Origin of the sequence: Dysgonomonas sp. GY75, assembly GCF_015234155.1 — a bacterium.
In the GTDB taxonomy this organism is placed as follows: Bacteria; Bacteroidota; Bacteroidia; order Bacteroidales; family Dysgonomonadaceae; genus Dysgonomonas; species Dysgonomonas gadei.
Genome location: NZ_JADCLQ010000003.1, coordinates 432,084 through 459,067, shown reverse-complemented (window position 1 = coordinate 459,067; position 26,984 = coordinate 432,084). Strand labels below are relative to the sequence as shown.

The following is a 26,984-nucleotide window of genomic DNA, read 5'->3' as shown; positions in this document are numbered from 1 at the left end:
ATATGAGATACGAGTAGACAAGACACGAGATACAAGTTGTTAACTGATAGCTGTTGACTGTTAACTGATATTTCTGTTACTTTTGTTACTTTTTCTCTTTTGTGCTTAACTAGTATAGGTATTCAAAAAAAAGTAACAGTTACGATAATATAGATAACTGTTACTTTTGTTACTTTATATAATAGAAGATTTATCAGAATGGCACGAAATCATTTCCTGCACCTTGCATTGGCTGAAAGTCCTGACCGGAACTTGGAGCCGAAGCGTCGGTGTTGATTTTAGAAGAGAAATTCTGTCCTGCACCAAAGTTATAGTCATCGTCGACATTCTGGAAGCGCGCAAATTCACTTTTGAAGCGTAGCAGTACATCACCGGTTGCACCATTACGGTGTTTGGCAATGATAATTTCGGCCAAACCAATCAATGAGTTTCCTTTGTCGTCCTCCAGTATCTTATAATATTCGGGACGGTGGATGAAGCAAACCATATCGGCATCCTGCTCGATGGCTCCCGATTCACGGAGGTCGGACAATTGAGGACGCTTTCCTTCTGCACCTGCACGGCCTTCTACACCACGGTTGAGCTGCGACAGGGCAATGATGGGGATGTTTAGTTCTTTAGCCAGTCCTTTCAATGAACGGGAAATCATACTCACCTCCTGCTCACGGCTGCCATAGTTCATCCCGCTGGCATTCATCAACTGAAGGTAGTCGATGATGATCATCTTAATACCGTGTTCGCGAACCAGACGGCGGGCTTTTGTCCTTAATTCAAATACGGATAAGCTGGGGGTGTCATCAATGTATAAAGGAGCATCATATAGTTCTTTTATCTTAAAGTCGAGTTGCTCCCATTCGTAAGGCAATAGTTGGCCGTTCTTTATCTTCTCACCTGGAATTTCGCAGGTGTTTACGATCAGACGGTTAACCAACTGTACATTTGACATTTCAAGAGAGAACAAAGCCACAGGATAGCCATAGCTTACCGCCATGTTTTTTGCCATAGACAGCACGAATGCAGTTTTACCCATCGCGGGACGGGCGGCTATGATAACAAGGTCGGAATTCTGCCATCCCGATGTTATTTTATCCAGAGGCGTAAATCCGGTCTGCAGGCCACTAAGTCCCTCGGGACGGTTAGCCGCTATTTCAAGCAGGTTTAAAGCCTCTTTTATTACGGGATTGATCTGGGTTACGTCTTTCTTTACATTGCCCTGAGATATTTCGAAAAGCTTGCTTTCGGCTTCCTGCATCAGGTCGTCTACATCGGATGTTTCATCGAAAGCTTTATTGGTGATCGTGGATGAAAAGGAAATAAGCTCTCTTGCCAGATATTTTTGGGCAATGATGCGCGCATGGAACTCGATGTGTGCTGCCGATGCTACTTTCTCGGTCAGTTGGGCTATATAGACCGGTCCGCCAACCGTTTCCAGTTCACCGTCTTTTTTTAGTTGTTCCACAACCGTGAGCATATCGATAGGTGCCTGACGGACAGCCAAGTCAACTATTGCTCTGTATATTATCTGATGAATGGTGTCGTAGAAGCTATCCGGCTTTAAGATATCACTAACAAGTGAATATGCGTCTTTCTCAAGCATTAATGCTCCGAGTATGGCTTCTTCCAGTTCCCTTGCCTGAGGCTGTACTTTACCTATGTCGGGTAATAAATTCGTTTCTTTTGGTTTTCGTCTCCCCTGATTCTTATTATTCGCGTCAGCCATTTTAGTTTTACCTCTTCAATTTTTTATTCAAAGATAACAGAAATAACGTTCAAAGACGAGTTAAGTTTTGAACATGGTGTTAATAAGTACGGGGATTTAAGAGATAATTATTATCTGTTCGCTTTTTTAAGTCATTGATGCTGTTGATAATTGTCAGAAAACGGTATTGTTATTCGTATTTAAGGATTATATTTGGCCTCCTTTAATATTATCAGGGCATCCGTATCTATAATGTTTTGCAGAGAAGCGCCTTTCTTTTTTGCATACTGCTCTACTATTTGCCAACCTATCCATGTCCCGATTCTTCCGGGGGAATCTTTTGATACAATTGCTGTAAATGCGCCATCGTTTATAAAACGGGTGATAATCATATGATCGGTAGAATAGAGGTAGTTCTGTTTTACAATACTCTGCCATGTCGATTTTTCATTCTGTTTGCACCAGTCCGTCTGGGCTTTGGTATATCCTATGATCTCTTCCGCATTCTTTTCAGGGAGCAACAGGGATAGTGCATATAGTATTTTTCCCTCATCTACCATCGCGAATAAGAGAGTCTGGTCTTCAACATCCGATTTTACAACATCGCTCATCAGCCATGCTTTCAGATAGTCCCTGACTAAATATTCCGGTTGCATTTGTTGGCGTTCGAATGGTTGGAAAAATTCCTTATATGCAGTGTAATTATATCCAAGATATTTATCTATAGATATAGAGATAAGATTATTTATAATGATGGTATTTTCTCTGAAACCCGATACATGCATGGCAAATGCAGGTAATTTCTTCTCCGGCAGATTTTGTGATACGAGCGAAGATATATTGGATAATTCTTTTTCGTATGCAGAGATATTATCGAAAGTAGTTAATGCATCTTTGTATATTTGCATCAGCGCAGGATGGGAAAAGTAATCCCTGAGGGCAGGGAAGAAAGTAGCAGGATCACTATTGTCCATGGCTATACGTCCGAAGGCAGGAAGCAGGAGTGGATATTTTTCTTTCAATCCGGATTCTTTTACGGCGTCAGGTTGCTGAAGATAATTGTATACATCTTTGTCGAAACGTATGATGGTTACTTTTTCCTGTTGCGATAGCCCACTGTTTTTCTTTGTTGTGCCTGAGCATCCAATGAAAGACAGGATGATAAAAGTCAGCAGATATACTATATTTTTCATTTGTTTCCTTTTATGAATTCTTCTTTGCGAAGGTAATTTATATTTCTTAATTTTGTACCACTTTTACAAACCATATAATTAAAAAACGCACAATATTATGCTTTATTTTAAAGAAAATATTCCCAATAAGGATAGTAAACTGATATATATTTATAAGGATATAACAGTAATTCAGATGCAGAAAGAAGTAGAAATGCTAATGTTATCATTAGGGTATAAACATCTGGGACAGGGATTATTCGAAAAGGGAAACCGGATGATGCGTTTGTTGTTCGGTGCATTTTGTAAATACTTTAAATTCAGAGTGCATATAGAGGATTATAACAATGGTGAAGTGAAAGTGACAGTGTCGAAAGATACGACAGGATTGTCGGGAGGCGCGATTGGGGTGAATCAGGTGAAAAACGAATTTTACAATTTATCCCGGGCATTCCAAACAATATAATAGAAACGATGTTATAAGTCATTGGATTTATAATATATAAAATACAATATTTGAATGATAACCATACTAGGCATAGAGTCGTCTTGTGATGATACTGCGGCAGCAGTTATCAGGGACGGTGTACTTCTATCGAATATAATTTCCAGCCAGAAAGTGCATGAGAGCTACGGAGGTGTAGTTCCCGAACTGGCATCACGCGCTCACCAGCAGAATATAATACCTGTGGTCGATCAGGCATTGAAAAAGGCGGGAGTAACCAAAGATGAACTGACTGCGATTGCGTTCACACGAGGTCCGGGACTGATGGGTTCCTTGCTCGTAGGTACTTCTTTTGCTAAAGGATTATCTTCCGCGTTGAATATTCCGATGATAGATGTAAATCATTTACATGCTCATGTATTGGCTCATTTCATAAAAGAAGATAAAGACGATAATAATCAGCCTCAATATCCTTTCTTATGCCTGTTGGTGTCGGGTGGAAATTCCCAGATTATACTGGTCAGGTCGTACAAGGAAATGGAGATCATCGGTCAAACAATAGATGACGCAGCGGGTGAAGCTTTCGACAAATGTGCCAAAGTAATGGGACTGGGATATCCCGGAGGGCCTGTTGTAGACCGTTTGGCTAAAGAGGGTGATGCAAATAAATTTAAATTCAACAAGCCTCACATATCGGGTTATGATTATAGTTTCAGTGGTCTGAAAACTTCTTTCCTGTATCTGCTACGCGATGAACTGAAAAAGGATACTGATTTTATAGAAAAGAATAAAGCTGATCTTTGTGCTTCCCTCCAAAAAACGATCATTGATGTATTGATGGAGCAATTGCGTAAGGCGGCCAAAGATCTGGGGATCAAAGAAGTTGCTGTAGCCGGTGGTGTATCGGCTAATTCGGGGCTTCGGACTGCGTTTGAAGATCATGCAAAGCGTTTCGGGTGGAAAATACATATACCTCCGTTTGGTTACACGACAGATAATGCAGCCATGATAGCTATGACAGGCTATTTCAAATATGAAGATAAAGATTTTTGCCCGATGGAAGCCGCTCCGTTTTCAAGGGTGGTGATGTGATTTAATTTAATGTGACAATGAGATAATGTGCCAATATGCCAATGTTCTAAGTGGAGAATTATGAATTTTCGCTATTAGCTTTTGACGCGTTACGTCATCGGTACATATATTTAAACTTATAATTCGACTATGTCCATATACTTAAGCATTATCCTACTTGTAGTTGTCCTCGATTTTGTCTGGACGCAATACCTGGCGTATCGTAACCGTAAGCGAATGAGCCCTGATATACCTCCATTGCTGGAAGGGATTTACGATAAAGACGAATATGCCAGACAGCAAGCCTATCAAAAGATAAACAGCCGTTTTGGCTTGTATACAAGCCTTTTCTCTTTTATAGTAATGTTACTGATCTTGTCTTTGGGTATTTTCGGCTGGCTCGACGGGTTACTGAGACAATTTATAAATAATGAAGTTGTTCTTACTCTGGCTTTCTTTGGTATAGTATATATCGTGAATGATATTATTACTCTACCTTTCAGCTATTATGCCACCTTTGTGATTGAAGAACGTTTCGGGTTCAATAAATCTACTAAAGCTATTTTCTGGCTCGACCAGCTGAAAGGTTTACTGCTCACAGCTGTTCTGGGTGGTATTATCCTTGCTCTTCTGGTATGGTTTTATGAAACTCTGGGTACATACGCGTGGCTATACGCATGGGGTGCAGTGACCGTATTCTCTTTATTTATGACCTTGTTTTATTCCAATATTATAGTGCCTTTATTCAATAAGCAGACTCCGTTGGAAGATGGGGAGCTTAGGAATGCAATCGAGGCTTTTTCGCAGGAGGCAGGTTTTTCCATAAAGAATATATATGTGATGGATGCATCGAAACGTTCCAGTAAGGCAAATGCATATTTTACCGGCTTTGGCGCTAAGAAACGTATCGTATTGTTCGATACTTTGATTAACGATCTTAGGACGAGTGAAACAGTCGCTGTGCTGGCACACGAAATAGGTCATTATAAAAAGAGGCACACATTGCAGGGTATGTTCATATCCATCTTTTATACAGGAATTATTCTGTTCCTGTTATCATGGTTTTTGGATAATGAAGCCATTGCTGTGGCATTGGGAGGGAAAGAGGCTTCCTTTCATTTGGGCCTGATTGCTTTCTCTGTTCTATTCACACCGGTTTCTATGATTATAGGTCTGTTTTCGAGTATGCACAGCCGTAAGAATGAATATCAGGCAGACGCTTATGCTGCCGGTTTTGGCTTGGCAGATTCATTGATAAGCGGATTGAAGAAGTTATCGGTAAAGTTTCTGAGTAATCTGAACCCTGACCCGCTGTATGTATTTTTCTATTATTCACATCCGACATTGCTGCAACGGATGGGGGCATTGATGGAAATTGATAATAAAAAGTAGATTTTTATAAAGTGTCGTTAAACCTTTCAGATTTATTATATTCATATATAAACAGGGCTGAAAAGCAGCTATTCATAATCTAAAAAATAATGCCTATGAAACGCTTTTATATAATTATCATTTCGTGCCTGATATTACTGCCTGTAAATATATATGCCCAGGGTGGAAAGAAAGAAAAGGTTAGTAAAGATATTTTCGGTAATACCATTATCGAAGATGAAGACGGAAATAAAACAACAATAAAGAAAGATATTTTCGGCAATACTGTGATAGAAGATAATAAGGGCAATAAGAAAACAATACGAAAAGATATTTTCGGTGATACGATAATCGAGGACAATAAAGGAAACAGAACGACTATCAGAAAAGACATCTTTGGCGATAAAGTAATAGAAGATAACAAGGGGAATAAGAAAACAGTACGAAAAGATATTTTCGATGATACTGTAATAGAAGATAATAAAGGCAACAGGACGACTATCCGGAAAGATATCTTTGGCGATAAGGTAATAGAGAATAATAAGGGTTATAGAAAAACGATAAAGAAAGATATCTTTGATAATACAATAATAGAAGACAACAAAGGAAACAAAACGAAAATAGGAAAAGATATCTTCGATAACACGATTGTTGAAACAAACGGGAGAAAAGTAAAAATAGGCCGTGATATATTTGGTTATCTTCAATATGAGGAAAACAATAGAAGGAAAGCATATCTGAAAAAAGATATTTTCGATGCCTGGATTTTCACGGATGATAATAACAATGAAATAAAGTATTCCATAGAATTTTGGAAAGATATTCAGCGTGATTTCAGAGGTGATGAAGAAGAGACCTTTTTCTGGCTGATGGATATGTGCCATGGATTGACGGACTACAAAGAAGAATATAAAGTTGATATTTTCGGACATCTTCAATTCAGCAACAACAAGAATGAACGGGCGTCACTGTCTAAAAATATTTTTGATGAGATGGTTTATGAAGATAGTAAAGGGAATAAAATGATATATCCGCAGAATTTTTGGAATAAGATGCGCAAACATAGTTCGGATAAAAAAATATTTATGGATCATATACAACGCTATCTGTTCGAATAGGGAAATTTATTTATGGAATTTCAGTATTTTCATACTCTATCTAATATCAGAACGAAAAACACGATTGAGTATGAGAATGTATTTTACTTTTCCCCTGTTTATGTCTTTTTGTTTGTGCATATATTCCCAACAGAAGAAAGAAGTCAGACCATTTCACGTGAAAAATGATACACTCATAGAGAATCGGTTACTTTTGGATTCGAAGCAATTAAACGAAATAAATATTGAGGAATTCACGGAACCACCAATCTTTATAAGTACAGAAATACTCCCCCAATTTGTAGGCGGAGATAGTGTTATGGAGGTATTCTTTAATAAGAATATCCGGTATCCCCGTACAGTAACCAAAGGGGAAGTGCAGGGTTTTGTTATTGCAAGGTTTGTTGTATTAAAAGATGGCAAAATTGATCCACAAAATATAAAAATAGTAACATCTCTTTCGTATGATTGCGACAGTGAGGTCGTGCGGCTACTACACAAGATGCCTCGTTGGATACCTGGAAGACAAGGAGGATTTCCAGTCCCTTTTTATCAGACTATAGGCGTTTATCTGGGAAAGAAAAAACTTAAGACAGTAAGACGTTTGTTGCCAGGCGAAAGTAATATGGATGAATGCAAATGGAACAGTTATCACGAAATTATAGAAAAACGATATTAATAATGGCCAAAACCTTTATACCATGCTGAAAAAACTACATCTTACCTGTTTTGCTTTTGTTTTATTATTTCCTCTTTTTGCTCAGGAATCGCAAACTATTCATGTGATGGTGGCTTTGTGCGATAATAAATATCAGGGTATAGTGAAAGTACCTAAAGGAATAGGCAATGGGCAAGATCCGAATTCGAATCTGTACTGGGGATGCGGATATGATATTCGTACTTATTTCAGAAAAAGCTCTGACTGGAAGGAAGTAAGGCGGTTAAAGGTCGATAATATCCGCCTCGAACGTATTGTCTTCAAACATAAAACGAAAGATTACTACCTTGTAGCGGATGCTTACGACGGACAATACATAAAAAACTGTACAGAAGATTTCCTCAACTCATGTTCAGGAAGTAGGAAGGATACCGTAATGGTCGGGAAAACGGTTGTCGGCCTCAATGGGAATGCTAAATTACTCGCTTATATAGGGCATAACGGGTTAATGGATTTTTCGTTGGCAAATACTTATAGCAATGTAGATGGTAAAACGCGTGATGCGATAATCCTTGCTTGCTATAGTAAACGGTATTTTACGCCGTATCTGCGTTCAGCTAAAGCTAATCCGTTGCTTTGGTCTACACATCTGATGAGTCCCGAAGCATACACTTTACATGATGCAATCGCTACATACATCGCAGGAGGTACAAATGCTGCTGTGCGGGAAAGTGCAGCTGTCGCTTATAATAAATATCAGAAATGCGGGATAAAAGGTGCCAGGGGATTGCTGACTACCGGATTCTGAATTATGTGAATCAGTATTTAAAAACTTTATCTATGTATATAGCTGATAGTCTTTAGCTGTTAGCAGATGGTTCTTTGAAGTATTGATTAGCAGGTTTGAGAATTAGCATATTAGCAAATGGTTGAAAAGGTGTTACGTTTGTTACTTTTTTGAGTGGACAATGGATAATGGACAGTTGACAATTGAAAGTGAATGATTACAAGTGAGACACAAGTAGACAAGATACAAGCTGCTAACTGATGACTGTTCATTGTTCACTGATAACTGAACTGGTATATGTGTTACCTTTGTTACTTTTTGGGAAAACTGTAGGGGCGAAACATCTTTCGCCCGTTAGTCATTGTGGGCGAATAAACATTCGCCCCTACAAAAGCCATAAAAACCGTTACTTCTGTTACTTTTCAACCATATATAGTTAACGAATGCAAAATTATCAAGGTGAAAACAATGGAAAAACTGTCAGATGTGTCAGATTTTAACCAAACATAGTTAATAAACGTAAATAAGGTGATAAATTATGAGTTTTAAGTACTAAGTTGAATTGTAGCGAAGCGTAAATCGGCGGAGTCAAGAACCGTATTTCTGTTTACTGTGAAGTCACTTGTGCGATGGCCAAAGCTAACGGCTGACAGCTATCAGCTAATAGCTGAAATATGTGTTACTTTTGTTACCTTTTTTCACCTTAGCGTCTCTGTGTGAGCATACTGTTTACTGAAACGTTGCTGATTTTCAGGTTTGCCCTAATTCTTAATTCTTTATTATTCGTTCTTCATTAATTCCTGTTACCTTTGTTACTTTTTAACAGTAAATTAAAAGCAAAACTTATATTTGTAATAACTGATAGAATAGAAATGAAAGCAGCAATAATTACAATCGGCGATGAAATCCTCATCGGGCAGATTGTCGACACTAATTCGGCGTGGATAGCGCAGAAACTTACACTCGCAGGATTTGAGGTAGAAGAAATGCAATCGATAGGAGACGATGCACAACAGATAAAGGTTACCATAGAAGAGGTATTTTCCCGTGTAGATGTTATTCTTATGACCGGTGGACTGGGCCCGACGAAAGATGATATAACCAAGAAAACACTTTGCGACTATTTTGGTACGACGATGATTTTTGATGACTCTGTTCTCGAAAATATACAGAATGTAATATCCAGTTTTACGACTTTGAATGAACTGACCCGTAATCAGGCCTATGTGCCAAAAGACTGTACAGTGATACAGAACAGGGTAGGGACGGCTCCGATTACGTGGTTCGATTATATAGGCAAAGTGCTTGTGTCTATGCCGGGAGTTCCTCACGAAATGCGGTATGTGATGGAAAATGAGATCATTCCCCGTCTACAAGCTAAATATGACCCGGATGCATATCTCAAGCGTGTATTCATTGTAAAGGGATATACCGAATCGGCATTAGCGATGTATATTGCCGACTTTGAAGATAATTTGCCGGAGGGTTTCGGATTGGCATATCTGCCATCTCCCGGATTGATGAAGCTGCGCCTGTTTGTTCGGGGGGAACATCGTTTGGAGGAATTGAATGAGCAGGTAAAAAAACTTCAGGATATATTAGGAAGTGCTATTTTGGCAGAGAAAGATATTACGGTAGAGAAGCTGCTGGGAGAGCGCCTTTTCGAAAAGGGTTTGAGCCTGGGTACAGCCGAAAGTTGTACGGGAGGTAATATTGCCCATACCATTACTTCTATTCCGGGTTCGTCCCGTTATTTTAAAGGTTCTGTCATATCATATGCCAATGAAGAAAAAGTGAACATATTGCACGTATTACAGGATTCATTGGATCGCTTTGGCGCCGTGAGTGAGGCCGTGGCTGTGGAAATGGCCAAAGGAGCACAGGAGATATTGAATGTGGACTGCTCTATCTCGACTACCGGTATTGCCGGCCCGGATGGAGGTACGGAAGAGAAGCCGGTGGGCACAGTCTGGGTTTGTACTACTTATAAGGATAGATGCGTAGCCCGGAAATATCAATTGGGACGATTCCGTGAAGCAAATATTGTACGTGCGACTAACATAGGGATGTTGCAGTTATTGGAAATGTTGGAATGACAGCAAATTAATAAGTTTTGCGTTATTTTTCAATAAAAGTATTGGTTTTAGCTTTTGTTTAATAAATTTATGAAGCTATATAGTGTTATTAATTTATATCCATGTTATATTTATAAAATAATACACATACTCACAAACAATAATATGTACTGTCTATGAAACTTAACGACGAATCTGACAATAAGCCTGTAATAACCACACGCTATGTCCTGGATGCCAATTCTTTGATTACATATGTAGTATATGATGAAGATGGTGACTGGCAGTTTTTTAGTGATGAAGATATTACGGAAAGTGATGCTTGCGTGGTTTCTGTAAAGCAAATATTGGAGCTGGATGATAGTCTTAACGAACTGGACCTTAAACCGGGACAGGCAGCCGAAAGAAGCGATGCCGATGCACCATGGCAAACAATCAAGCAGAAAAGTAGCCGGAATAATTCATTTGCAGAAGATGATGAAAATTAGCTGTTTTAGGCAGTATCTATTCTATCCGGCAGTTGTTGATGATTCATTGTTGATGCTGGAAGCTTCTTGAGGATAAAAAGCGCAGCCTCCGCACGACATCCCGTCTGTGGAGGCTACTTTGTAAACACAATCAATATTAAGTTTAGCCCTAATATTATTCTCTTGTGAAGAACCCTTATTTTTTAGTGCCTGACATGATGCCGGCATCAGTATCGTCGTTATTCAGGCGTTTGTTTGCAGCCTTGTACTGACGTCCGAAGTTCAGGTTGAGCGTGAAGTTTACCATTACTATCTGTCCCAGGTTGTCAGTGTATACGTTTGAGACATTCGGTGCAAGCCGGGAATAATTTTTGCTCCCTTGTGTATAGTCTTTGGTAAACGGATTGAACATACCTGCCGACAGGCTCCATTTTTCGGCATTATATCCAACCATGAGAACATGAAATTTCTCCCCTATATCCTGCGTTTCTCCCCAGTAATTGTTCCATCGGGTCATCAGTTCAAAATTGAGCATCCACCGTTTATAATTAGCGGTTAGAGATGTGCGCATCCGCCAGTTAGTATATGTATGGGTGTAATCGTTTCCAAGACTGATATAACGGTTCAGGCCGGGTGATACACTGAATGTGATATAGTCTTTCCAAGGCTTTAACTTGAATGTGGTTTCTATATTTATGCGATGGAAGCCTTTATGGTTCACATTTGAGCGGACAAACTTACCATCTTCGAATGTTATCTGTTCCATGATCGGCTTGTGATCGTAGCTGTATCTCATATAAAACTCGGCTCCGAATATGCCTTTATTGAATCCGGCGTTTAATGTATTGGAATAGAACCACACGGTTTGCAGATTAGGATTCCCTCTGCGGATTTGTAATGAGTCTATTTCCTGCTCTACATTATTCAGGTCGGACAAAGACGGGGAATATCCCGATATATACCCGTTGTAGCGTATATAGGTATTATCGTTTATGTTGTATGCTATGCGTAAAGTAGGACGGAATATATACTTCTCGTTTTTGCCATCACCCTGACTGTTGTATGTCCGCATCACTCCCAGTCCCAATGTATAGTTGAATTTATTCTTTCTCCACTGGAGCTCACCATAGCCATACGTTTCAGCAAAGTTGAGACCTATGTTTGTCGATACATTCCCTTCGTATACATTGCTGGTATAGCTTTGGGTATGCTTGATTCCTCCTGATAATTTTCCTGTATTCAGCTTCTTCTCATAAATACCTTCCATAATGAATGAGTATTTATCTCCGGTTACTGATGAGAATATGTCTGTAGTCAGTTCCTCATTCCTGCGTTCTTCGTACAGTCGTGTCGATTTGGAGTCTATATATGTACCTACGGCATTGAATATAATCAGCTGGTCATTCTTCAGGTTACGCTGATAATATAAGTCTAAAGACGGTGTGTTGTTATTCCATGTCGAGTGATCCAATATCGATAGCGGCGTATTGTTATCAGATGAGTGTATGATGCTTTCTCTGTCCGAAAACTGATTCGGGGTTTTCTGATAGTTGTATCTTAAAGTTGCATTAAACAAGTACTTGTCCGGCTCATTAAGATTATAGTTCAGAGCCATATTCAAACGGTCATCTTTAAATTTGGTAGGTTGTCCCTCTTCTATCCGTTGCAGTGTTTTATCGGGCAGTACAAACGTTTCCTGATTCTCCCGGGTCCAGTCTATACCTCGGCGCGACCAGTATGCATTAACACCGAACTCCGATTTCTTATTGTTCACTTTTGCCGAAGCGAAGTTCTCACCCCATCCCATAATGGAGGGCGGAACATTTGCGAGGTTTGCAGATACACTTCCACCCGATTCCCTGTGGCGGGTAATATAATCGATTACGGCTGCCGCATTGTTATATCTCATTCCCGGATCGTCATGATACTCGATGCGGATAATATCTGCGGGCTGAAGCGCAACCACTTCGGCAATAGTAACCTCAACGCCATTGATTCGTAGTTGAACAGCGTCTCCTCCGGGTACGGTTACTGTATTATTTATCGGGTTGATGATGATACGTGATAGTTGCAGGTTACGGAGAAGAGTGACACCACTGTTGGATGCCCTTATCTGAGCATCGGAAGGAATGATGATTTTCCTGTCAGCCTTTTGAATAACGGCATTTGCGGTAACAGTCACATCTTTAAGTGCTATATCCGAAGCCTCCAATGGAATGCTGCCTATATCTGTATTTTTATTAACGTCGTTAACGGGGATATATGCCTTCTGATAGCCGACAAATGCCGCGGATAGTATATAATTTCCGGTTGGTATATTATTGAAGGCAAAAAGTCCTTTTGTATCAGATGATGCTCCGGCTACAAACGTTGAATCCTGATTGAGCAAGGCGATATTTACAAACTCCAGAGCGTCATGTGTATCAGTATCCACTATCGTACCCGATATTTTGATTTGTGCTGTTGATATGGATGTTATGATAGCAAAAAGAGTGAGCAGGGTTAATAAACGTTTCATAATATCATTGTTTTTACTTATTTTACTAATATTGATTTTGTTTATTGATATGACGGATACGGATGGGAAAAGGTTACAGATAAAAATGAATTAATCCGAAATTAATTTGTAAGGTTTTATATATGAAATGTTTATGTGTTCGTTAAAAATAGGAAGGATACCAACATGTTTAAATAAGTCTGTTAAAAATCCGGATTAAGAGGGAAATCTTCATACCTTTGTGTTCTGATTTTAGATATATAAATGAATACGGAAATCTCTCCTAAGAAGAATACTTTAGCTAAAGAAGAAAGATTGTGCAGTACAAAATCCATAGACAAGCTTTTTTCTTCGGGAGAGTCGTTTGTTGCTTATCCTTTGCGGATAGTGTATCTGATAGAAGATGAAACGGAAAGTGAAAAACAAATCGCTTCTATTCTGGTCAGTGTATCAAAGAAGAAATTTAAAAGAGCTGTAAAACGGAATCGGGTAAAACGTTTGGTGAAAGAGGCTTTCAGATTGAATAAAGGAGTATATCAGGATTTATTACGCTCCGGAGATAAGCGGATCGACATTGCCTTTCTATATCTTAAAAATGAACTGCCTGTGTATGCTGAAATAGAGAAAGCGATATTGAAGACAATAACTGTATTATCTGAAAGGTTGAAAGGAGGTAAACAATGAAGAAAATATTATCATGGATTCTCCTGCTTCCGGTCTATTTCTACAAATACAGCATATCCCCGATGCTTCCGCCGTCGTGCCGTTATACGCCTACCTGCTCCGAATATGCTATACAGGCAATAAAAAAATACGGGCCGTTCAAAGGATTTTGGCTGGCTGTAAAGCGAATTGCGCGATGTAATCCCTGGGGTGGTCATGGTTATGATCCAGTACCCTAAACAATACCCCTATTATAAATCTTATAATAGGGGCTTTACTCCTTTACTAGAATAAGAGTTTATAGATTTATAGATTCTTTTTCCCTGATTTTGGCTATTTCTTTATCTGCTTTTTCCTGAGCTTTCAGTTTTGCTTTTTCGGCTTTCAGCCTTGCTTTCGCAATTGCTTTTTCTCCCTTCACCCTTGCTTTCCCTTCACCTTTTAACCTGTTTATCTCAGCATCCTCTTTTGCCTTTTTTGCGGAACTTTCTATATCTTTTTCTACCTGTTTTTTTGCATCTTCTATTTCTTTAAGCATTTCTATTTCAGCATCCACTGCTTCTTTTGCAGCTTTGGCTTTAATATTCTCTATCAGGGCCACTGTATTTTGATTGGTTACAATCTCTTGACTATATGCCGGTGTGGCGATAGTCATTGCTGTTAATGAAAACAGGCTTATAAATAACTTTTTCATAGCTTTGCGTATTCATGTTTTGGTTTGTTTGTATAATAAGCATTTTATGTAAAATGTTTACGAATATAAGACGATTTATAATCAAAAAAGCTGCATCATTTATTTAAATTTATCAATTATTGTTCTGATTCTTCGTATGGTCTGTAATTTTGATAAGATTACTTTACCCTTACCCAGTTTTGTGTACGTCCGAAAGCCGAAATACCTACATAGCCACGAACTTTTAGTTTATCATTTCCATCAAGAGAGACAATACATTTATAAAGCTTTCCATTCGACGGGTCAAGGATTTTGCCATCACTGTATTCCTTTCCGTCTTTCGATAAACCTTTCAGTATTTCCAAACCTAAAACGGGCTTATCTTTATCGGCCCCGGAGCAGTTTGTACATTTGATATTCTTCTTTGCAGGGTTAAGTATTTCAATTACTTTACCGTATATTTTACCGTCCCGCTCAGTTATTTCAACGATTGATTTTGCTTCTTTGGTTTCGTCATCGAACGTTTTCCATTTGCCTGTAACACTTTGTGCGTTGGCTGATAGTATAGAGATAAATAGCCCGGCTAATAATATAAATTTCAATTTCATCTTTTTATTTATTTAAAGTTGTTATTCGGTCACGAAAGTAATGAAAATAATAGAAATAGTTTCTTTTGAAACTATTAAAATTCAAATTCTTTATAGAAAATAATAATCGAAAATTTATTATTGTTGATAACCAGTTGTTTATAGCTTTTTCAATTCTTCTAAAGAGATTTCAGTAAAATCAGAGATAATCTTTATCGTATTATGTAATAATGTCTCTTTAGGCAGAGAGCCTTTCAGGGCTAGTACTTTCATGCCATTCAGATGAGCTGTCTCTATAGCACTTAATGAACTTTCAAATACGAAACAATCTTTTGGCTCAAAACCTAATTCCTTTGCGGCCAACTCAAAGCCGGATATTGAAGACTTGAATTTGGATAGATTTTCGATAGATACGATTGTATCCATTGTACTATTCAGATCAGTTTGCTTAAATACATTATCTAATTTAGTCTGGCTGGAGTTTGTTACCAGTCCTATTTTAATACCATTCTTTTTCAGGTCTTCAATGAAGTGTTTGAGACCTTTTATCTCGTGAATTCTTAAATTGGCTTCGTGTGCTTTCAGTTCATTTACCAACTTGTGCTTCTCTTCTTCGGAAAGGTGAGAGAAGTATTTAGAAAGAATATCATGCAGGCTTTTCTCATTTACTGCTTGTTCCATATTTGCCGTTTCCGAGCCGTATTTATCGGCGATGTATTTCCATATGATTTTATTTTGGGATTCGCTGTCTATCAGTACTCCATCAAGTCCGAATAATACACAAAATTGATCTTTCATTTTATTATGATTTATGGGTAAATACTATTATAATAGAACAGATTACTGATTCAGTAAGTTTATTGACCGATTTAATATTTTCAGATCATTGATTTGAAACCTATTGATGGATATAAGAAAAATCCTGCGAATCTCACGACTCACAGGATCTATTTTTACACAAACTTTACAAAACTACACTTCCAACCGATCCGGTTGGATATATCGGGATGTTTTCTCAATTATCTTATTAATTTATTCACATAATAATCTTTTATAATTCCTGCCTGCCTGCCCGGTATGCGGAAGGAGTCATTCCGGTATGCTGTTTGAAGAATCTGCCCAGCGAAGCCTGATTGGAAAATCTGGTTTCGGATGCTATCTGCTGGATATTTAGTGATGAATTTTTTAAATATGACTTTATATCCAATACCACGTATTCCGAGATCCAATCTTTGGCCGGTCTGCCACTTACATCTTTTATTACCGATGTCAGATATTTGGGTGTAATACAAAGCTTTTCGGCATAGAATGCTACATCTTTATATTCTTTATAATGTTTCATTACCAGCATGAAATAGTCGTACGCCAGTTCTTCTTTTCTGGCATCCATCTTTGAAGTACCCGACAGTAAATCTGTCTTGTAATTATTGTATAAGTCGAGATAAAGCAGCCTCAACAGGCTAATTATGTATTCTCTACGAAATAGAAAATCTTTTGACTCGGCTCTTTTATAGAGTACATTGAAAAACTCCATAAACTTATCTATTTCTGCTCCCTTTAGTTCATAATGAAGTTTATTTCTCATATAAATGAAAAATAGGGGAGAGAAGCGGCAGATTCCACTTAATGTGTCATTGAAAAGCGCCTGTGAAATAATGAAATAATTTACTGTAAAATCTTTACTTATTTCATTGATAGACACTAACTGGCAAGGTAAGAGTATAACAAGCTCATTCTCTGCCAGACGGTGCTTCTTTGTGTATACAGTAATCTCCACGCTTCCTTTAGTACAAAAAGCAACAATTCCAAACTGAATGGAAGATTGATAAGAAGTGACAGGCATATGCCCGGCATCTCTGAATATTTTAAAATCTGCTTCTAAAGACGGAATATTCTCTATTACATCCTTCATTGTCTATGTCTATTGTCTTTTCTGCGTGCAAATATATAATATCATTTTTTATATTACCGGATTTGTGGATATTTGGTGTAATATTGCAGAAATCTGGTATTATAATGAGTAAACGCAAATGAAAGCCAACTTGTTTAGAGGAAGATGAAAGGATGGTGTTTTTGCCTTTAATTATATGTGAATAAGAGAGTTCTCTTTCTTTGTTAGAAGGGTATTTAGGTTAGTGGTTCACAATAGGTTTTGTTTACTACAAATATGATATTTTTTTTAATTTAATACAAGAAGTTATGAACAAAAAACTCCCGCTCGAATATGAGCAGGAGTTTTTAATACTATCTTTTCCAACTGAACTTACTCAGCCAGCAATATCTTCATTATCTGCACAGCAGCCTTGGTTACCGAAGTACCAGGACCGAAAATGGCAGCAACACCCGATTTGTATAGGAAGTCATAATCCTGTGCAGGAATCACACCACCTGCAATAACGATGATATCCTCACGGCCAAGTTTTTTCAGCTCAGCTATAACCTGAGGCACAAGTGTTTTGTGACCGGCAGCAAGAGAAGAAACACCAAGTACGTTCACGTCGTTTTCCACAGCTTGACGGGCAGCTTCTTCCGGAGTCTGGAACAATGGTCCCATATCCACATCGAATCCGCAGTCGGCGTAACCTGTTGCTACAACTTTAGCACCACGGTCGTGTCCGTCCTGTCCCATCTTGGCAACCATAATACGAGGTTGACGACCTTCTTTCTTGGAAAACTCTTCCACGAGTTTCTGAGCTTCATGGAATGTGGGGTCTTTTTTACTTTCTGATGAATACACGCCTGAAATTGTTCTGATTATTGCTTTATAGCGACCTACCACTTCTTCACAAGCATCGGATATTTCTCCCAATGTTGCACGAAGACGAGCAGCTTCAACTGCAAGTTCCAATAGGTTGCCTTTCTTTGTTTTTACACATTCAGTAATTGCAGCAAGAGCTTTCTTAACCGCTTCATTGTCGCGTTTCGCTTTCAGATCGTTCAATCGCTCGATTTGCTGACGGCGAACCTCTGTGTTGTCCACATCGAGAATATCGATTGGGTCTTCTTTCTCCAAACGGTATTTATTGATACCGATGATAGTCTGGCTACCTGAGTCGATTCTTGCTTGTGTACGGGCAGCAGCTTCTTCGATACGCATTTTAGGAAGGCCTGTTTCGATAGCTTTAGCCATACCGCCAAGTTTTTGTACTTCCTGAATCAGATCCCAAGCTTTGTGTACAAGTTCGTTAGTAAGTGTTTCCACATAATAAGAACCAGCCCAAGGGTCGATTTCTTTAGTGATATATGTTTCTTCCTGAATATATATCTGAGTATTACGCGCGATACGTGCAGAGAAGTCAGTTGGTAATGCAATGGCTTCATCCAGCGCATTGGTATGTAATGACTGAGTGTGACCAAGAGCAGAAGCCATAGCCTCGATACATGTACGGCCTACGTTGTTGAAAGGGTCTTGTTCTGTCAGCGACCATCCCGATGTTTGGGAGTGGGTACGAAGTGCTAGTGATTTCGGGTTCTTAGCGCCGAAGCTTTTTACTATTTTAGCCCACAACAGACGTCCGGCACGCATCTTAGCTATTTCCATGAAGTGATTCATTCCTATAGCCCAGAAGAACGACAAGCGTGGTGCAAATGCATCTACATCAATGCCCGCTTCGATACCTGCTTTCAGGTATTCCATACCGTCGGCCAAAGTGTAAGCCAACTCGATATCCGCTGTTGCTCCGGCTTCCTGCATGTGGTAACCCGAGATGGAGATTGAGTTGAACTTAGGCATCTTCTGTGATGTATATTCGAAGATATCAGCAATGATCTTCATTGAGAATTCAGGTGGATAGATATATGTATTACGCACCATAAATTCTTTTAGGATATCATTCTGGATTGTTCCGGCCATTTCTTCCAGTTTAGCGCCTTGTTCAAGACCTGCATTGATGTAGAACGCAAGTACAGGAAGCACGGCACCGTTCATTGTCATAGAAACGGACATTTGGTTCAAAGGAATACCGTCGAACAATACTTTCATATCTTCTACCGAGCAGATGGATACTCCTGCTTTACCTACGTCACCGACTACACGCGAATGGTCGGCATCGTATCCACGGTGAGTGGCAAGGTCAAAGGCTACAGACAGACCTTTCTGGCCTGATGCAAGGTTACGACGGTAAAATGCATTCGATTCGGCAGCAGTAGAGAATCCTGCATATTGGCGAATTGTCCACGGACGCATAGCGTACATACCGGAGTATGGTCCGCGTAGGAACGGAGGAAGTCCCGAAGCATAGTTCAGATGCTCCATGCCTTCAAGGTCTTCTTTTGTATAAACAGGCTTAACCGGGATCAACTCAGGAGTCATCCAGTTAGCTTCTATACCATTATCAGCAGCCCATTTTGCAGCATCTGTAGCTGCAAAACCTGCTTTGTTAATGTTTATATCTTTAAAATTTGGTTTCATTTTTTTTAATTTTAGCTACTTACTTAATTGATTCCCAGTTTAGCATTGAACATTTTTAATGTTTCAAGGACGTTGCTCTTCACATTAACGAAGTGCTCGATTCCCAGAGCTTTCAGTTCATCCATGCAAGCAGGAGCTCCTGCTACAACGAAATGTTCTTTTCCTGCAACTAGCTTATAAGCCTCGGGTGCAAGTGTTGCATATTCATCATCACTGGAGCAAAGAACGATAATATCGGCTTTCTTTTCGCGTGCAGCTTTCACTCCGGCTTCAACAGTTTCGAAACCTAAGTTGTCAATTACCTTATAACCTGCACAAGCGAAGAAGTTACTAGAGAACTGAGCACGTGCAAGGCGCATACCCAGATTACCAATAGTAAGCATAAACACAGTCGGCGCACCATGTTTTTCGGTAGCTAAACGCATACTTTCAAAAGCAGTTGCCAGACGGTCGGAAGGCAATGCCAGATATGGAGCGTCTTTAGAGCATCCGCAATCGTGGCTTTCTTTTTCCACAATTTTGCTTTCTGCTTTTTCAGTGAAGTTAGGAAACTGGTTGGTACCCAATAGTACTTCACGGCGGGTAGCCAGACCTTTGAAGCGTGCATCGGCCGATGCTTTCACTGTAGTCTGTACCGTTCCGGCCTTCAATGCTTCATAGAATCCTTTTTCGTCTGTTTCAAGGAACAGTTTCCATGCCTGTTCAGCGATAGATTTAGTAAGGTTTTCTATATAATATGAACCTGAAGAAGGATCGGTGATTTTATCGAAGTGACATTCTTCTTTCAACAATAACTGCTGATTCCGAGCAATTCTTTCCGAGAAATCATCCGATGTTTTATATGTTTCATCGAATGGGCGTACTGTAAGTGAATTAACCCCTGCAATAGTAGCAGACATAGCTTCTGTTTGTGTACGAAGCAGGTTTACGTGCGCATCGTATACTGTCTTATTGAAAGTAGATGTTTGTGCATGTGCATATATTTTTGCAGCACAGCGACAAGTACCATCTTCTGCTTTGTTAGGGCAATCATGGTTGCATATAGGTTTGTAAGCATCAACTATTTCGGCCCACAACCAACGTGCAGCACGGAATTTTGCTATTTCCATGAAATAGTTTCCTCCGATACCGAAGTTGAATTTGATATTCTTAGCTACTAATGTAGCATCCAGACCAGCCTCAACAAGAGCGCTTAAGATTTGATTTCCATTAGCCAGTGCATATCCGAGTTCCTGATAGATATATGCACCACCATCATTTGTGGCATGTGCATTTACAGCCAGTACGCGGAAACGAGGTAGTGATGCAGCAGTTTTTACTATTTCAGCAGCTTTTTCTATCCAACCTTCTGCATCACGACCTTTCTTCAAAAGAGGTTTGAACGGATCGTAATTTATCGAACCTAAACATTTCAGCAGGTCTGCGCCCGATTCTTTGTAGTATTCTACAAGAATTTTAGTCAATTCGAGCGACTTGCGGTAGCATGTACTGAAATTAAGTTCTACAGCTTCCGGCAAGATGTCTTTCAAAAGAGTCTTGATGTTTTCAGCACTTACATCATCTCCATCGATAGAGAAGCCTAGTGATGTAATACCTTTGTTTAATACGTCAAGAGCTTTCGCATTGGCAGCCTTGAAGTCATTAACGCAGATATCCTGACGTGTATACCAGTCATTGTCTTTCTTGGTGCCACGTACATATGGAAACTCACCCGGAAGAGAATCGGCTGTTGCCAGGCCTTCTGTATTCTCACTTCTGTAGAAAGGGTTTACGTTAAACCCTTCATTTGTTCTCCAAACAAGTTTTTTCTCAAAGTCGGCCCCTTTCAGGTCAGCCGTAATCTTAGCCATCCATTCTTCGGTAGATACCGGTGGAAAGTCTGAGAAAAGCTTTTCTTTTTGATTAGCCATGATTAATTTTTATTGTTTAATGTATATAGGTTTTATTGTAATCGTGTTGATTCTTAGTTGATTATATATTGCTTGTCTATGTTCGCATAAATAATATTTATATGTGCTTACATTCAAATAGTTATACTTTTTAAAAATGCAGTACAAAAGTAAAGTATTTTGTTTGGTTAGTAAAGTTTTAAAGGCTAAAAAATCTAAGGGACAATGTATAAATTGGTGTAATTGGTTAAAAGAGGTGTTAAAGTGTCAATGGACAGTCAAATCAGGCTCGTTTCAGGGTGCAATAAATGAGCAAGTTAATAAAGATGTAGAGAATATTATTATAGGATAATCGAAGAAATGTGATATAATAGATTATTGTCCAGGAAGAAATATAAACTTTTTCTGATTTAAATATTTTGGACTATATATATATGTCATAAAAAGTATTATTTGTGGAGCTATGGATATTTAGTGTTGTCTTATTTTGGTTGTCGGTGAATATTGTGTCATATTTTGTATATTCAACTAGGGTTTGTGATGTTTGTGTTGCCAATAATATTTCGTATATGACACAAATGTATACATTAGTTTTGCTATAGAGCACATATCTTTGCTAAGAGATAAATAAGAAAAATAGACAAATTCATTTTACGACCCTTTGGGTATGTTCAGACTTCATTTAGCACACATTAATTTAATAAATAAACTGAGTTTATTTAGCGTTTTTTCTTCTAATAATTTGGGAGTTACCCTTATTTTATTAGAGAGAGAGAGAGAGAGAGAGAGAGAGAGAGAGAGAGAGAGAGAGAGAGAGAGATGAAATACTTATATTTTTAAACTTCCTCAACTCGTTTTATATTACTTACCAATTATTACAATCTGGCCGGTATTATATGTCTTTTTATGTACATATAGCCCGTCTTAATATAACCAACAAAATTTATATTTACAAATCCATCCTACATTTAATGACAAGTTTTTATTTTTCAAAAATATATCAATTAATCCGGTGTGGAAAGAGATTTTTTGTAGATGCATTTTATTGCATCTACTATCAATGGTCTATGTCTTTAAATATATTGTCTTCGCTGCATTCCATGTTGCTTGTGAAAGTAGCTGATGCAAGGTCTTTACCACTTGATATTCTTACTGCACCGGGTTTTTCATTAGCAAATATTTACATGAAATAAATCAGATTCTACATAGTAAACATAACACAAAATGAAACAAATAACTATTTTTATGAAGAAAGGTACAACTTTAAACAGACTACTATTACTTTGTCTAGTAATATGTTTTTGCCAAATTACACAAGCTCAAGTTACAATTGGTTCAAACGAAACACCTAATGTAGATGCTTTATTGGATCTTACAGAAACTGGCGCGGGAACATCAACTAAAGGGCTACTCTTGCCTCGTGTATCGCTTTCCTCAACAGCCTTGGCCAGCCCATTATCTGCGCATGTGGCTGGGATGACTGTTTATAATACTGCTACAGCAGGTGATGTGACTCCCGGTCATTATTATAATGACGGGAATAAATGGGTAAAACTATTTCCCGAAGTATCATCTGTAACACCTAAGTTTTTTTATATGCCATCTATTGTATTGCCTACTGATACGGCTGATCCCTCTTATAATACGGGGACACAGGAATTCACAATTGATTTATATGCTCTTTACGGAGAGCAATTTGGATTGACTAATTCAGCCTCCTCTGTTAAAGGTGCGGGAGCAACGACTTTGCCGGTATTGACAAGTGGTGCTTTGGAGTATTTCATTACCTATTATGATAATACGGTTTTTCAGAATATTACTTTGAGTAGTACCGGAGTTTTGAAATATAAACTGTTCGCACAATTTACTTATTCCGAAAAAACGTTTATGAATATTGTCTTTAAGGTTAAATGACAATTGTTTATAAAAAAATAAAGATTAGTAAATTATGAAAATATTTTATATAGTGATATTTTGCCTATGCACAATTTCTGCATATTCGCAAACAACTCTGGCTAAGAATGCTAAGCAGGAAACAAACGGAAGCTATTCTTTCCGTAGTGCAGTAATAAGTGTTCGCAACCACGAGACAAAAGCAGAGGTATTTACCCATGCTTTTAATGATACCGTTTCCCTAAGGGAAATGAAAGGATTGCCATTTCCTGTTCATCCGGTATTTTTGTCGGCATATATACAATCGGGGCAATTGACTGCTTGCACTTTATGGAACAATCTCAAAGAATATAATGTAGTAGATGAGGGCAGATTACTATTGCCAGCCAAAGAATCTGACGGAGACGTAAATGCGAAGCCTGAGGAAGATATATTCTCGATGCCATATTCTTTGTCTCCCCAGTACACCTTGACTATAGAAGGTAATACTGCTACATTTATTTTCCCTGAAATATATGGTAACAGTCAATATAATTTCACACTGGAGGGTACATTCACTATTATTTTAGTTAGAGACGAACCTTATAAAGACACATTATGACGAAACAAACTATTTATATATTCTCCTGTTTGTGTATAAGTTTACTCTTATCTCTACAAATCGGAGCACAGACTTGTAGTACTAATTTCACAGTGAGCACTCAGATCAAGAATTCCACATGTCTCTCCAATGGAGAAATTACGGTAACATTAGGGGGAGATCTTACTAATATATTTAATGTACAATACGGGCTCAGCTCCGAAGGAGGATTCTCTATCAATCCTCAAAGTGACAATGTATTAAGGAATATACCTCCCGGGACATATGAATTGACAGTACGCGCTTTCTGTACAGTGGACAGCGAATACAGTACCGTGAAGAGTATTTCCAATCTGGTTGTCGGAGGTACTTATAAGGTGCCGGAAGTATCACTGAACTCTGATGTTTCCCGAAAATCATATCAAGAATGTAATACCGGTATTATAGCCCTGAATGTTACCAATGGTAGCGGGACTTTTACATTTACTATTACTTCTGCGCCGGCAGGTGTAACAACGCCTTTGGTCGTTACTCCAACAAAGAGTGGAAATGTTTACACTTTTCCTAATCAGAATTACCCGGCAGGGGATTATACCGTACAGGTAAGTGACGGATGTTATACATCGGTTAGGGATTTTACACTGGGAGCTATTTCCGGATTTCCTACTTTTACTTATGAGAATTATCAAGGCTTTCGTCCCGATCTGGATAATACACAAGGTTCATGTGGTTATGTAAAATGGACTGGAAGTTCGTCCGATATTTCTACCAATCCGGATTATAAAAGATATTACAACGATGGGATGTATGAAATAGGAGCTGCTCCTGCTGGGCAGACACCAACTTATTGGTCAGACTGGAATAGTACTGCTACAGGTGGTATATTGTTGAACATAGCTCCGTATAATATAGCTAATTTTTACACATCAAACAGTATAGCAATATATACCCGGCTGAAAGTCTGCAATACGGTTTACAGGAGTTTTACCGCTAATATAAAAGTCCCCATTTTTAATAATAGTATGGGAGATAGAAATTGTGATAATTACACCTATAATATAAAACCATGGACAGATTATGACGGGTTGCTATGTTATCCTTTGACTATTACTGTGGAAAAGACAGCAAGTCCAGGGGGAGTCGTATATAGTAAATCTGGTTGGTTGTATGGTGTAAATCAGACTGATAGGGTTACTCTGGATTACGATACTCAATATAAAATAACGATAAAGGATCAAAACGAAAGAGAAATTACTTCTACAATAAACTTCAACCGTAATATTACCTTCACCACCAATAGGCTTAATTGCGACAGTTATCAACTGGCTTATTATCTACCAAGCGGAACTCATAAATGTATACCTGTCGAGGTGACTATTACCGACCCTAATAATACTGTAGTGTGTACGCAAACTCTTAATAATACTACAACTACTTATTCCTGTCCTTTGGAATACGGTAAGACATATACATTCACTGCAGTATATGCCGATGGTTTCACTTATACGACAACCCGTAATGTAGCATCCACATTACCGACAACCTATACCTTGACCACATCTAGCTCGTATGACGATAAATGTTCCGTTGATAGAGGCGGCCTATATATATCGGCAAATGCGAGTTGGCCAATAGGAACAACTTTGACTGTAACGGGACCGGCAGGATATGTTTCCCAAACGGTAACCACTACATCAACCTCTTCCTCTTATTATTTGGGTACAACAAGTTTACCTCCGGGTCTCTATACGCTTACAGCTAATCACGGTTGTGGAAACCCTGTTATTGCGACCCTCAATAACCCGGGTATATATAGCTACAAAGATCTTGGCTATAATGAGCAATTGACTTGTTCCGGAATGAAGATAACCCCGACCGGCAGTATAACATATAAAGGCAATCCAACGACTACATATTACCGCTTGACCAGTGGCCCTACGGGATATGATAAAACAGTAATTGCTCCGGGAGGATCTTTCACTTTATCCGGGCCGGGAACGTATATATTAGGTATATTGACGGATAATAGTTCTACTGCCTGTGTTATTGGTAGTACTACAATTGTTTATACTGCTCCGCCTTTAGACCTCGATCCTAACGCTACTTCAGCATATGTCTGCGTAGGAGGTACAACCGGCAATATTTCGGTAAAAGCTATGAACGGAGTTGCTCCTTATACATATCAGTTGTGGAATGCGGATAATACTGTAAAAATACCGGGTGTCACAGATATTACGACCAGTGGTATTGCCCATTTTACCTATGGGCTTGCCGATGAAACTTATACTGTTCGTATCAGCGACCAGTGTGGAAACGCATTTAAGCAGGAGATAACTATATCTAATCTTGAGACGGCAAAAATAGTATATGCGAGTACTAACCCTGTTTGTACAGGTGGCACGATACAACTTAAATGTATCACTTTGGGAAATACGGATTATACATGGACAGGACCCGCCGGGTTTACATCCGATGTGCAAAATCCGGTTATAAACAATGTTCAGACTACTATGACGGGCTGGTACAAAGTATCGGTTACACCGGAGTATTGCGGTATAGAGAAACTCGACAGTGTATACGTGACAGTAACTCCACCTTTGGTGCCGACTCCGAATACAGAAAACCAGACGGTAGAGGTATGTGTACGTGAACAAACAACCTTAACTGCTGATGTGACAGGTGGGGATGGTTTTTATACTTACCAATGGCAGTCGAGTACCAACGGTACATCATGGTCTAATATCGCGGGGGCGACGAGTCCTTCTTATGTGCCTACTGTTCAGATAAAATCGGGGACATATTATTATAGGCGGGTGACTTCAGATACTACCTGCGGCACAACCTACAATCTGGTGACCTTAAATGTGAAGGCCTGTTATATTCTCGTGAATCCGAATATCAGGGCAAAGGCCGCGAAAAAGTAATGAATATACATCTATGATAAAGAGG

General features: G+C 38.8%; 21 protein-coding genes and 1 pseudogene. 13 read left to right on the top strand and 9 right to left on the bottom strand.

The annotated features are described in order from the left end of the window. Window positions 1-193: 193 nt before the first annotated feature. Window positions 194-1,720, bottom strand: a complete 1,527-nt coding sequence (gene dnaB / locus IR083_RS02880; protein ID WP_194223168.1) for a replicative DNA helicase — start codon at window positions 1,718-1,720, stop codon at window positions 194-196. Between the two features lie 179 nt (window positions 1,721-1,899). Continuing rightward, window positions 1,900-2,892, bottom strand: coding sequence for a hypothetical protein (locus tag IR083_RS02875; protein WP_194223167.1), 993 nt, complete (start codon window positions 2,890-2,892; stop codon window positions 1,900-1,902). Between the two features lie 97 nt (window positions 2,893-2,989). On the opposite strand from IR083_RS02875, the gene IR083_RS02870 reads away from it, so the two are divergent. From IR083_RS02870 to IR083_RS02835, 8 genes and pseudogenes are all read left to right on the top strand, one after another. Continuing rightward, window positions 2,990-3,337 (top strand): hypothetical protein, encoded by a 348-nt coding sequence (locus IR083_RS02870; RefSeq protein WP_194223166.1) that lies wholly within the window; start codon window positions 2,990-2,992, stop codon window positions 3,335-3,337. A gap of 54 nt (window positions 3,338-3,391) precedes the next feature. After that, entirely contained in the window at window positions 3,392-4,408 is a 1,017-nt protein-coding gene (gene tsaD, locus IR083_RS02865) for a tRNA (adenosine(37)-N6)-threonylcarbamoyltransferase complex transferase subunit TsaD (RefSeq protein WP_006797713.1), read from the top strand. A gap of 129 nt (window positions 4,409-4,537) precedes the next feature. Then, complete coding sequence (locus IR083_RS02860; protein ID WP_194223165.1) at window positions 4,538-5,779, top strand: M48 family metallopeptidase; 1,242 nt, start codon at window positions 4,538-4,540, stop codon at window positions 5,777-5,779. 89 nt (window positions 5,780-5,868) lie between these two features. Further along, window positions 5,869-6,414, top strand: a pseudogene (locus tag IR083_RS02855) (hypothetical protein); the annotation flags it as partial. Between the two features lie 532 nt (window positions 6,415-6,946). Next, window positions 6,947-7,534 carry an energy transducer TonB gene (locus IR083_RS02850; RefSeq protein WP_006797716.1) on the top strand — a complete coding sequence of 196 codons (588 nt, stop codon included), beginning with the start codon at window positions 6,947-6,949 and terminating at the stop codon, window positions 7,532-7,534. A gap of 22 nt (window positions 7,535-7,556) precedes the next feature. After that, entirely contained in the window at window positions 7,557-8,321 is a 765-nt protein-coding gene (locus IR083_RS02845) for a hypothetical protein (protein ID WP_194223164.1), read from the top strand. An 851-nt stretch (window positions 8,322-9,172) separates the two neighbouring features. Then, entirely contained in the window at window positions 9,173-10,396 is a 1,224-nt protein-coding gene (locus IR083_RS02840) for a CinA family nicotinamide mononucleotide deamidase-related protein (protein WP_194223163.1), read from the top strand. A 155-nt stretch (window positions 10,397-10,551) separates the two neighbouring features. Beyond that, window positions 10,552-10,863, top strand: a complete 312-nt coding sequence (locus IR083_RS02835) for a hypothetical protein (RefSeq protein WP_006797719.1) — start codon at window positions 10,552-10,554, stop codon at window positions 10,861-10,863. 175 nt (window positions 10,864-11,038) lie between these two features. Here the strand turns inward: IR083_RS02835 and IR083_RS02830 are convergent, their stop codons facing one another. Continuing rightward, window positions 11,039-13,360, bottom strand: a complete 2,322-nt coding sequence (locus IR083_RS02830; RefSeq protein ID WP_194223162.1) for a TonB-dependent receptor — start codon at window positions 13,358-13,360, stop codon at window positions 11,039-11,041. Window positions 13,361-13,603: 243 nt separating this feature from the next. Here IR083_RS02830 and rnpA point away from each other — a divergent pair, with 243 nt between their 5' ends. Together rnpA and yidD are read left to right on the top strand one after the other, a co-directional pair. After that, a complete protein-coding gene (gene rnpA, locus IR083_RS02825) occupies window positions 13,604-14,023 on the top strand; it encodes a ribonuclease P protein component (protein WP_006797722.1) in 420 nt (139 codons plus the stop codon). Next, on the top strand, window positions 14,020-14,241 hold the full coding sequence (gene yidD / locus IR083_RS02820) for a membrane protein insertion efficiency factor YidD (protein WP_194223161.1): 222 nt from the start codon (window positions 14,020-14,022) through the stop codon (window positions 14,239-14,241). Before rnpA ends, yidD begins: the two co-directional genes overlap by 4 nt. A gap of 59 nt (window positions 14,242-14,300) precedes the next feature. Here yidD and IR083_RS02815 read toward each other — a convergent pair whose 3' ends face one another. From IR083_RS02815 to mutA, 6 genes are all read right to left on the bottom strand, one after another. Next, on the bottom strand, window positions 14,301-14,696 hold the full coding sequence (locus tag IR083_RS02815) for a hypothetical protein (protein ID WP_194223160.1): 396 nt from the start codon (window positions 14,694-14,696) through the stop codon (window positions 14,301-14,303). 158 nt (window positions 14,697-14,854) lie between these two features. After that, on the bottom strand, window positions 14,855-15,283 hold the full coding sequence (locus tag IR083_RS02810; protein WP_006797724.1) for a DUF2147 domain-containing protein: 429 nt from the start codon (window positions 15,281-15,283) through the stop codon (window positions 14,855-14,857). Between the two features lie 138 nt (window positions 15,284-15,421). Beyond that, complete coding sequence (locus IR083_RS02805) at window positions 15,422-16,060, bottom strand: HAD family hydrolase (protein WP_194223159.1); 639 nt, start codon at window positions 16,058-16,060, stop codon at window positions 15,422-15,424. Window positions 16,061-16,313: 253 nt separating this feature from the next. Then, complete coding sequence (locus tag IR083_RS02800; protein WP_194223158.1) at window positions 16,314-17,174, bottom strand: helix-turn-helix domain-containing protein; 861 nt, start codon at window positions 17,172-17,174, stop codon at window positions 16,314-16,316. A gap of 351 nt (window positions 17,175-17,525) precedes the next feature. Next, window positions 17,526-19,673 carry a methylmalonyl-CoA mutase gene (scpA, locus tag IR083_RS02795; protein ID WP_194223157.1) on the bottom strand — a complete coding sequence of 716 codons (2,148 nt, stop codon included), beginning with the start codon at window positions 19,671-19,673 and terminating at the stop codon, window positions 17,526-17,528. A 23-nt stretch (window positions 19,674-19,696) separates the two neighbouring features. Further along, entirely contained in the window at window positions 19,697-21,583 is a 1,887-nt protein-coding gene (gene mutA / locus IR083_RS02790; RefSeq protein ID WP_194223156.1) for a methylmalonyl-CoA mutase small subunit, read from the bottom strand. Between the two features lie 1,203 nt (window positions 21,584-22,786). On the opposite strand from mutA, the gene IR083_RS02785 reads away from it, so the two are divergent. Genes IR083_RS02785 through IR083_RS02775 form a run of 3 tightly spaced genes read left to right on the top strand, consistent with a single transcriptional unit; the run spans window position 22,787 to window position 26,959 of the window. Next, window positions 22,787-23,476, top strand: coding sequence for a hypothetical protein (locus IR083_RS02785; protein ID WP_006797731.1), 690 nt, complete (start codon window positions 22,787-22,789; stop codon window positions 23,474-23,476). 34 nt (window positions 23,477-23,510) lie between these two features. Continuing rightward, entirely contained in the window at window positions 23,511-24,056 is a 546-nt protein-coding gene (locus IR083_RS02780; RefSeq protein ID WP_194223155.1) for a hypothetical protein, read from the top strand. Continuing rightward, complete coding sequence (locus IR083_RS02775) at window positions 24,053-26,959, top strand: hypothetical protein (protein WP_194223154.1); 2,907 nt, start codon at window positions 24,053-24,055, stop codon at window positions 26,957-26,959. The genes IR083_RS02780 and IR083_RS02775 overlap by 4 nt, the downstream gene beginning before the upstream one ends. The last annotated feature ends 25 nt before the right edge of the window (window positions 26,960-26,984 follow it).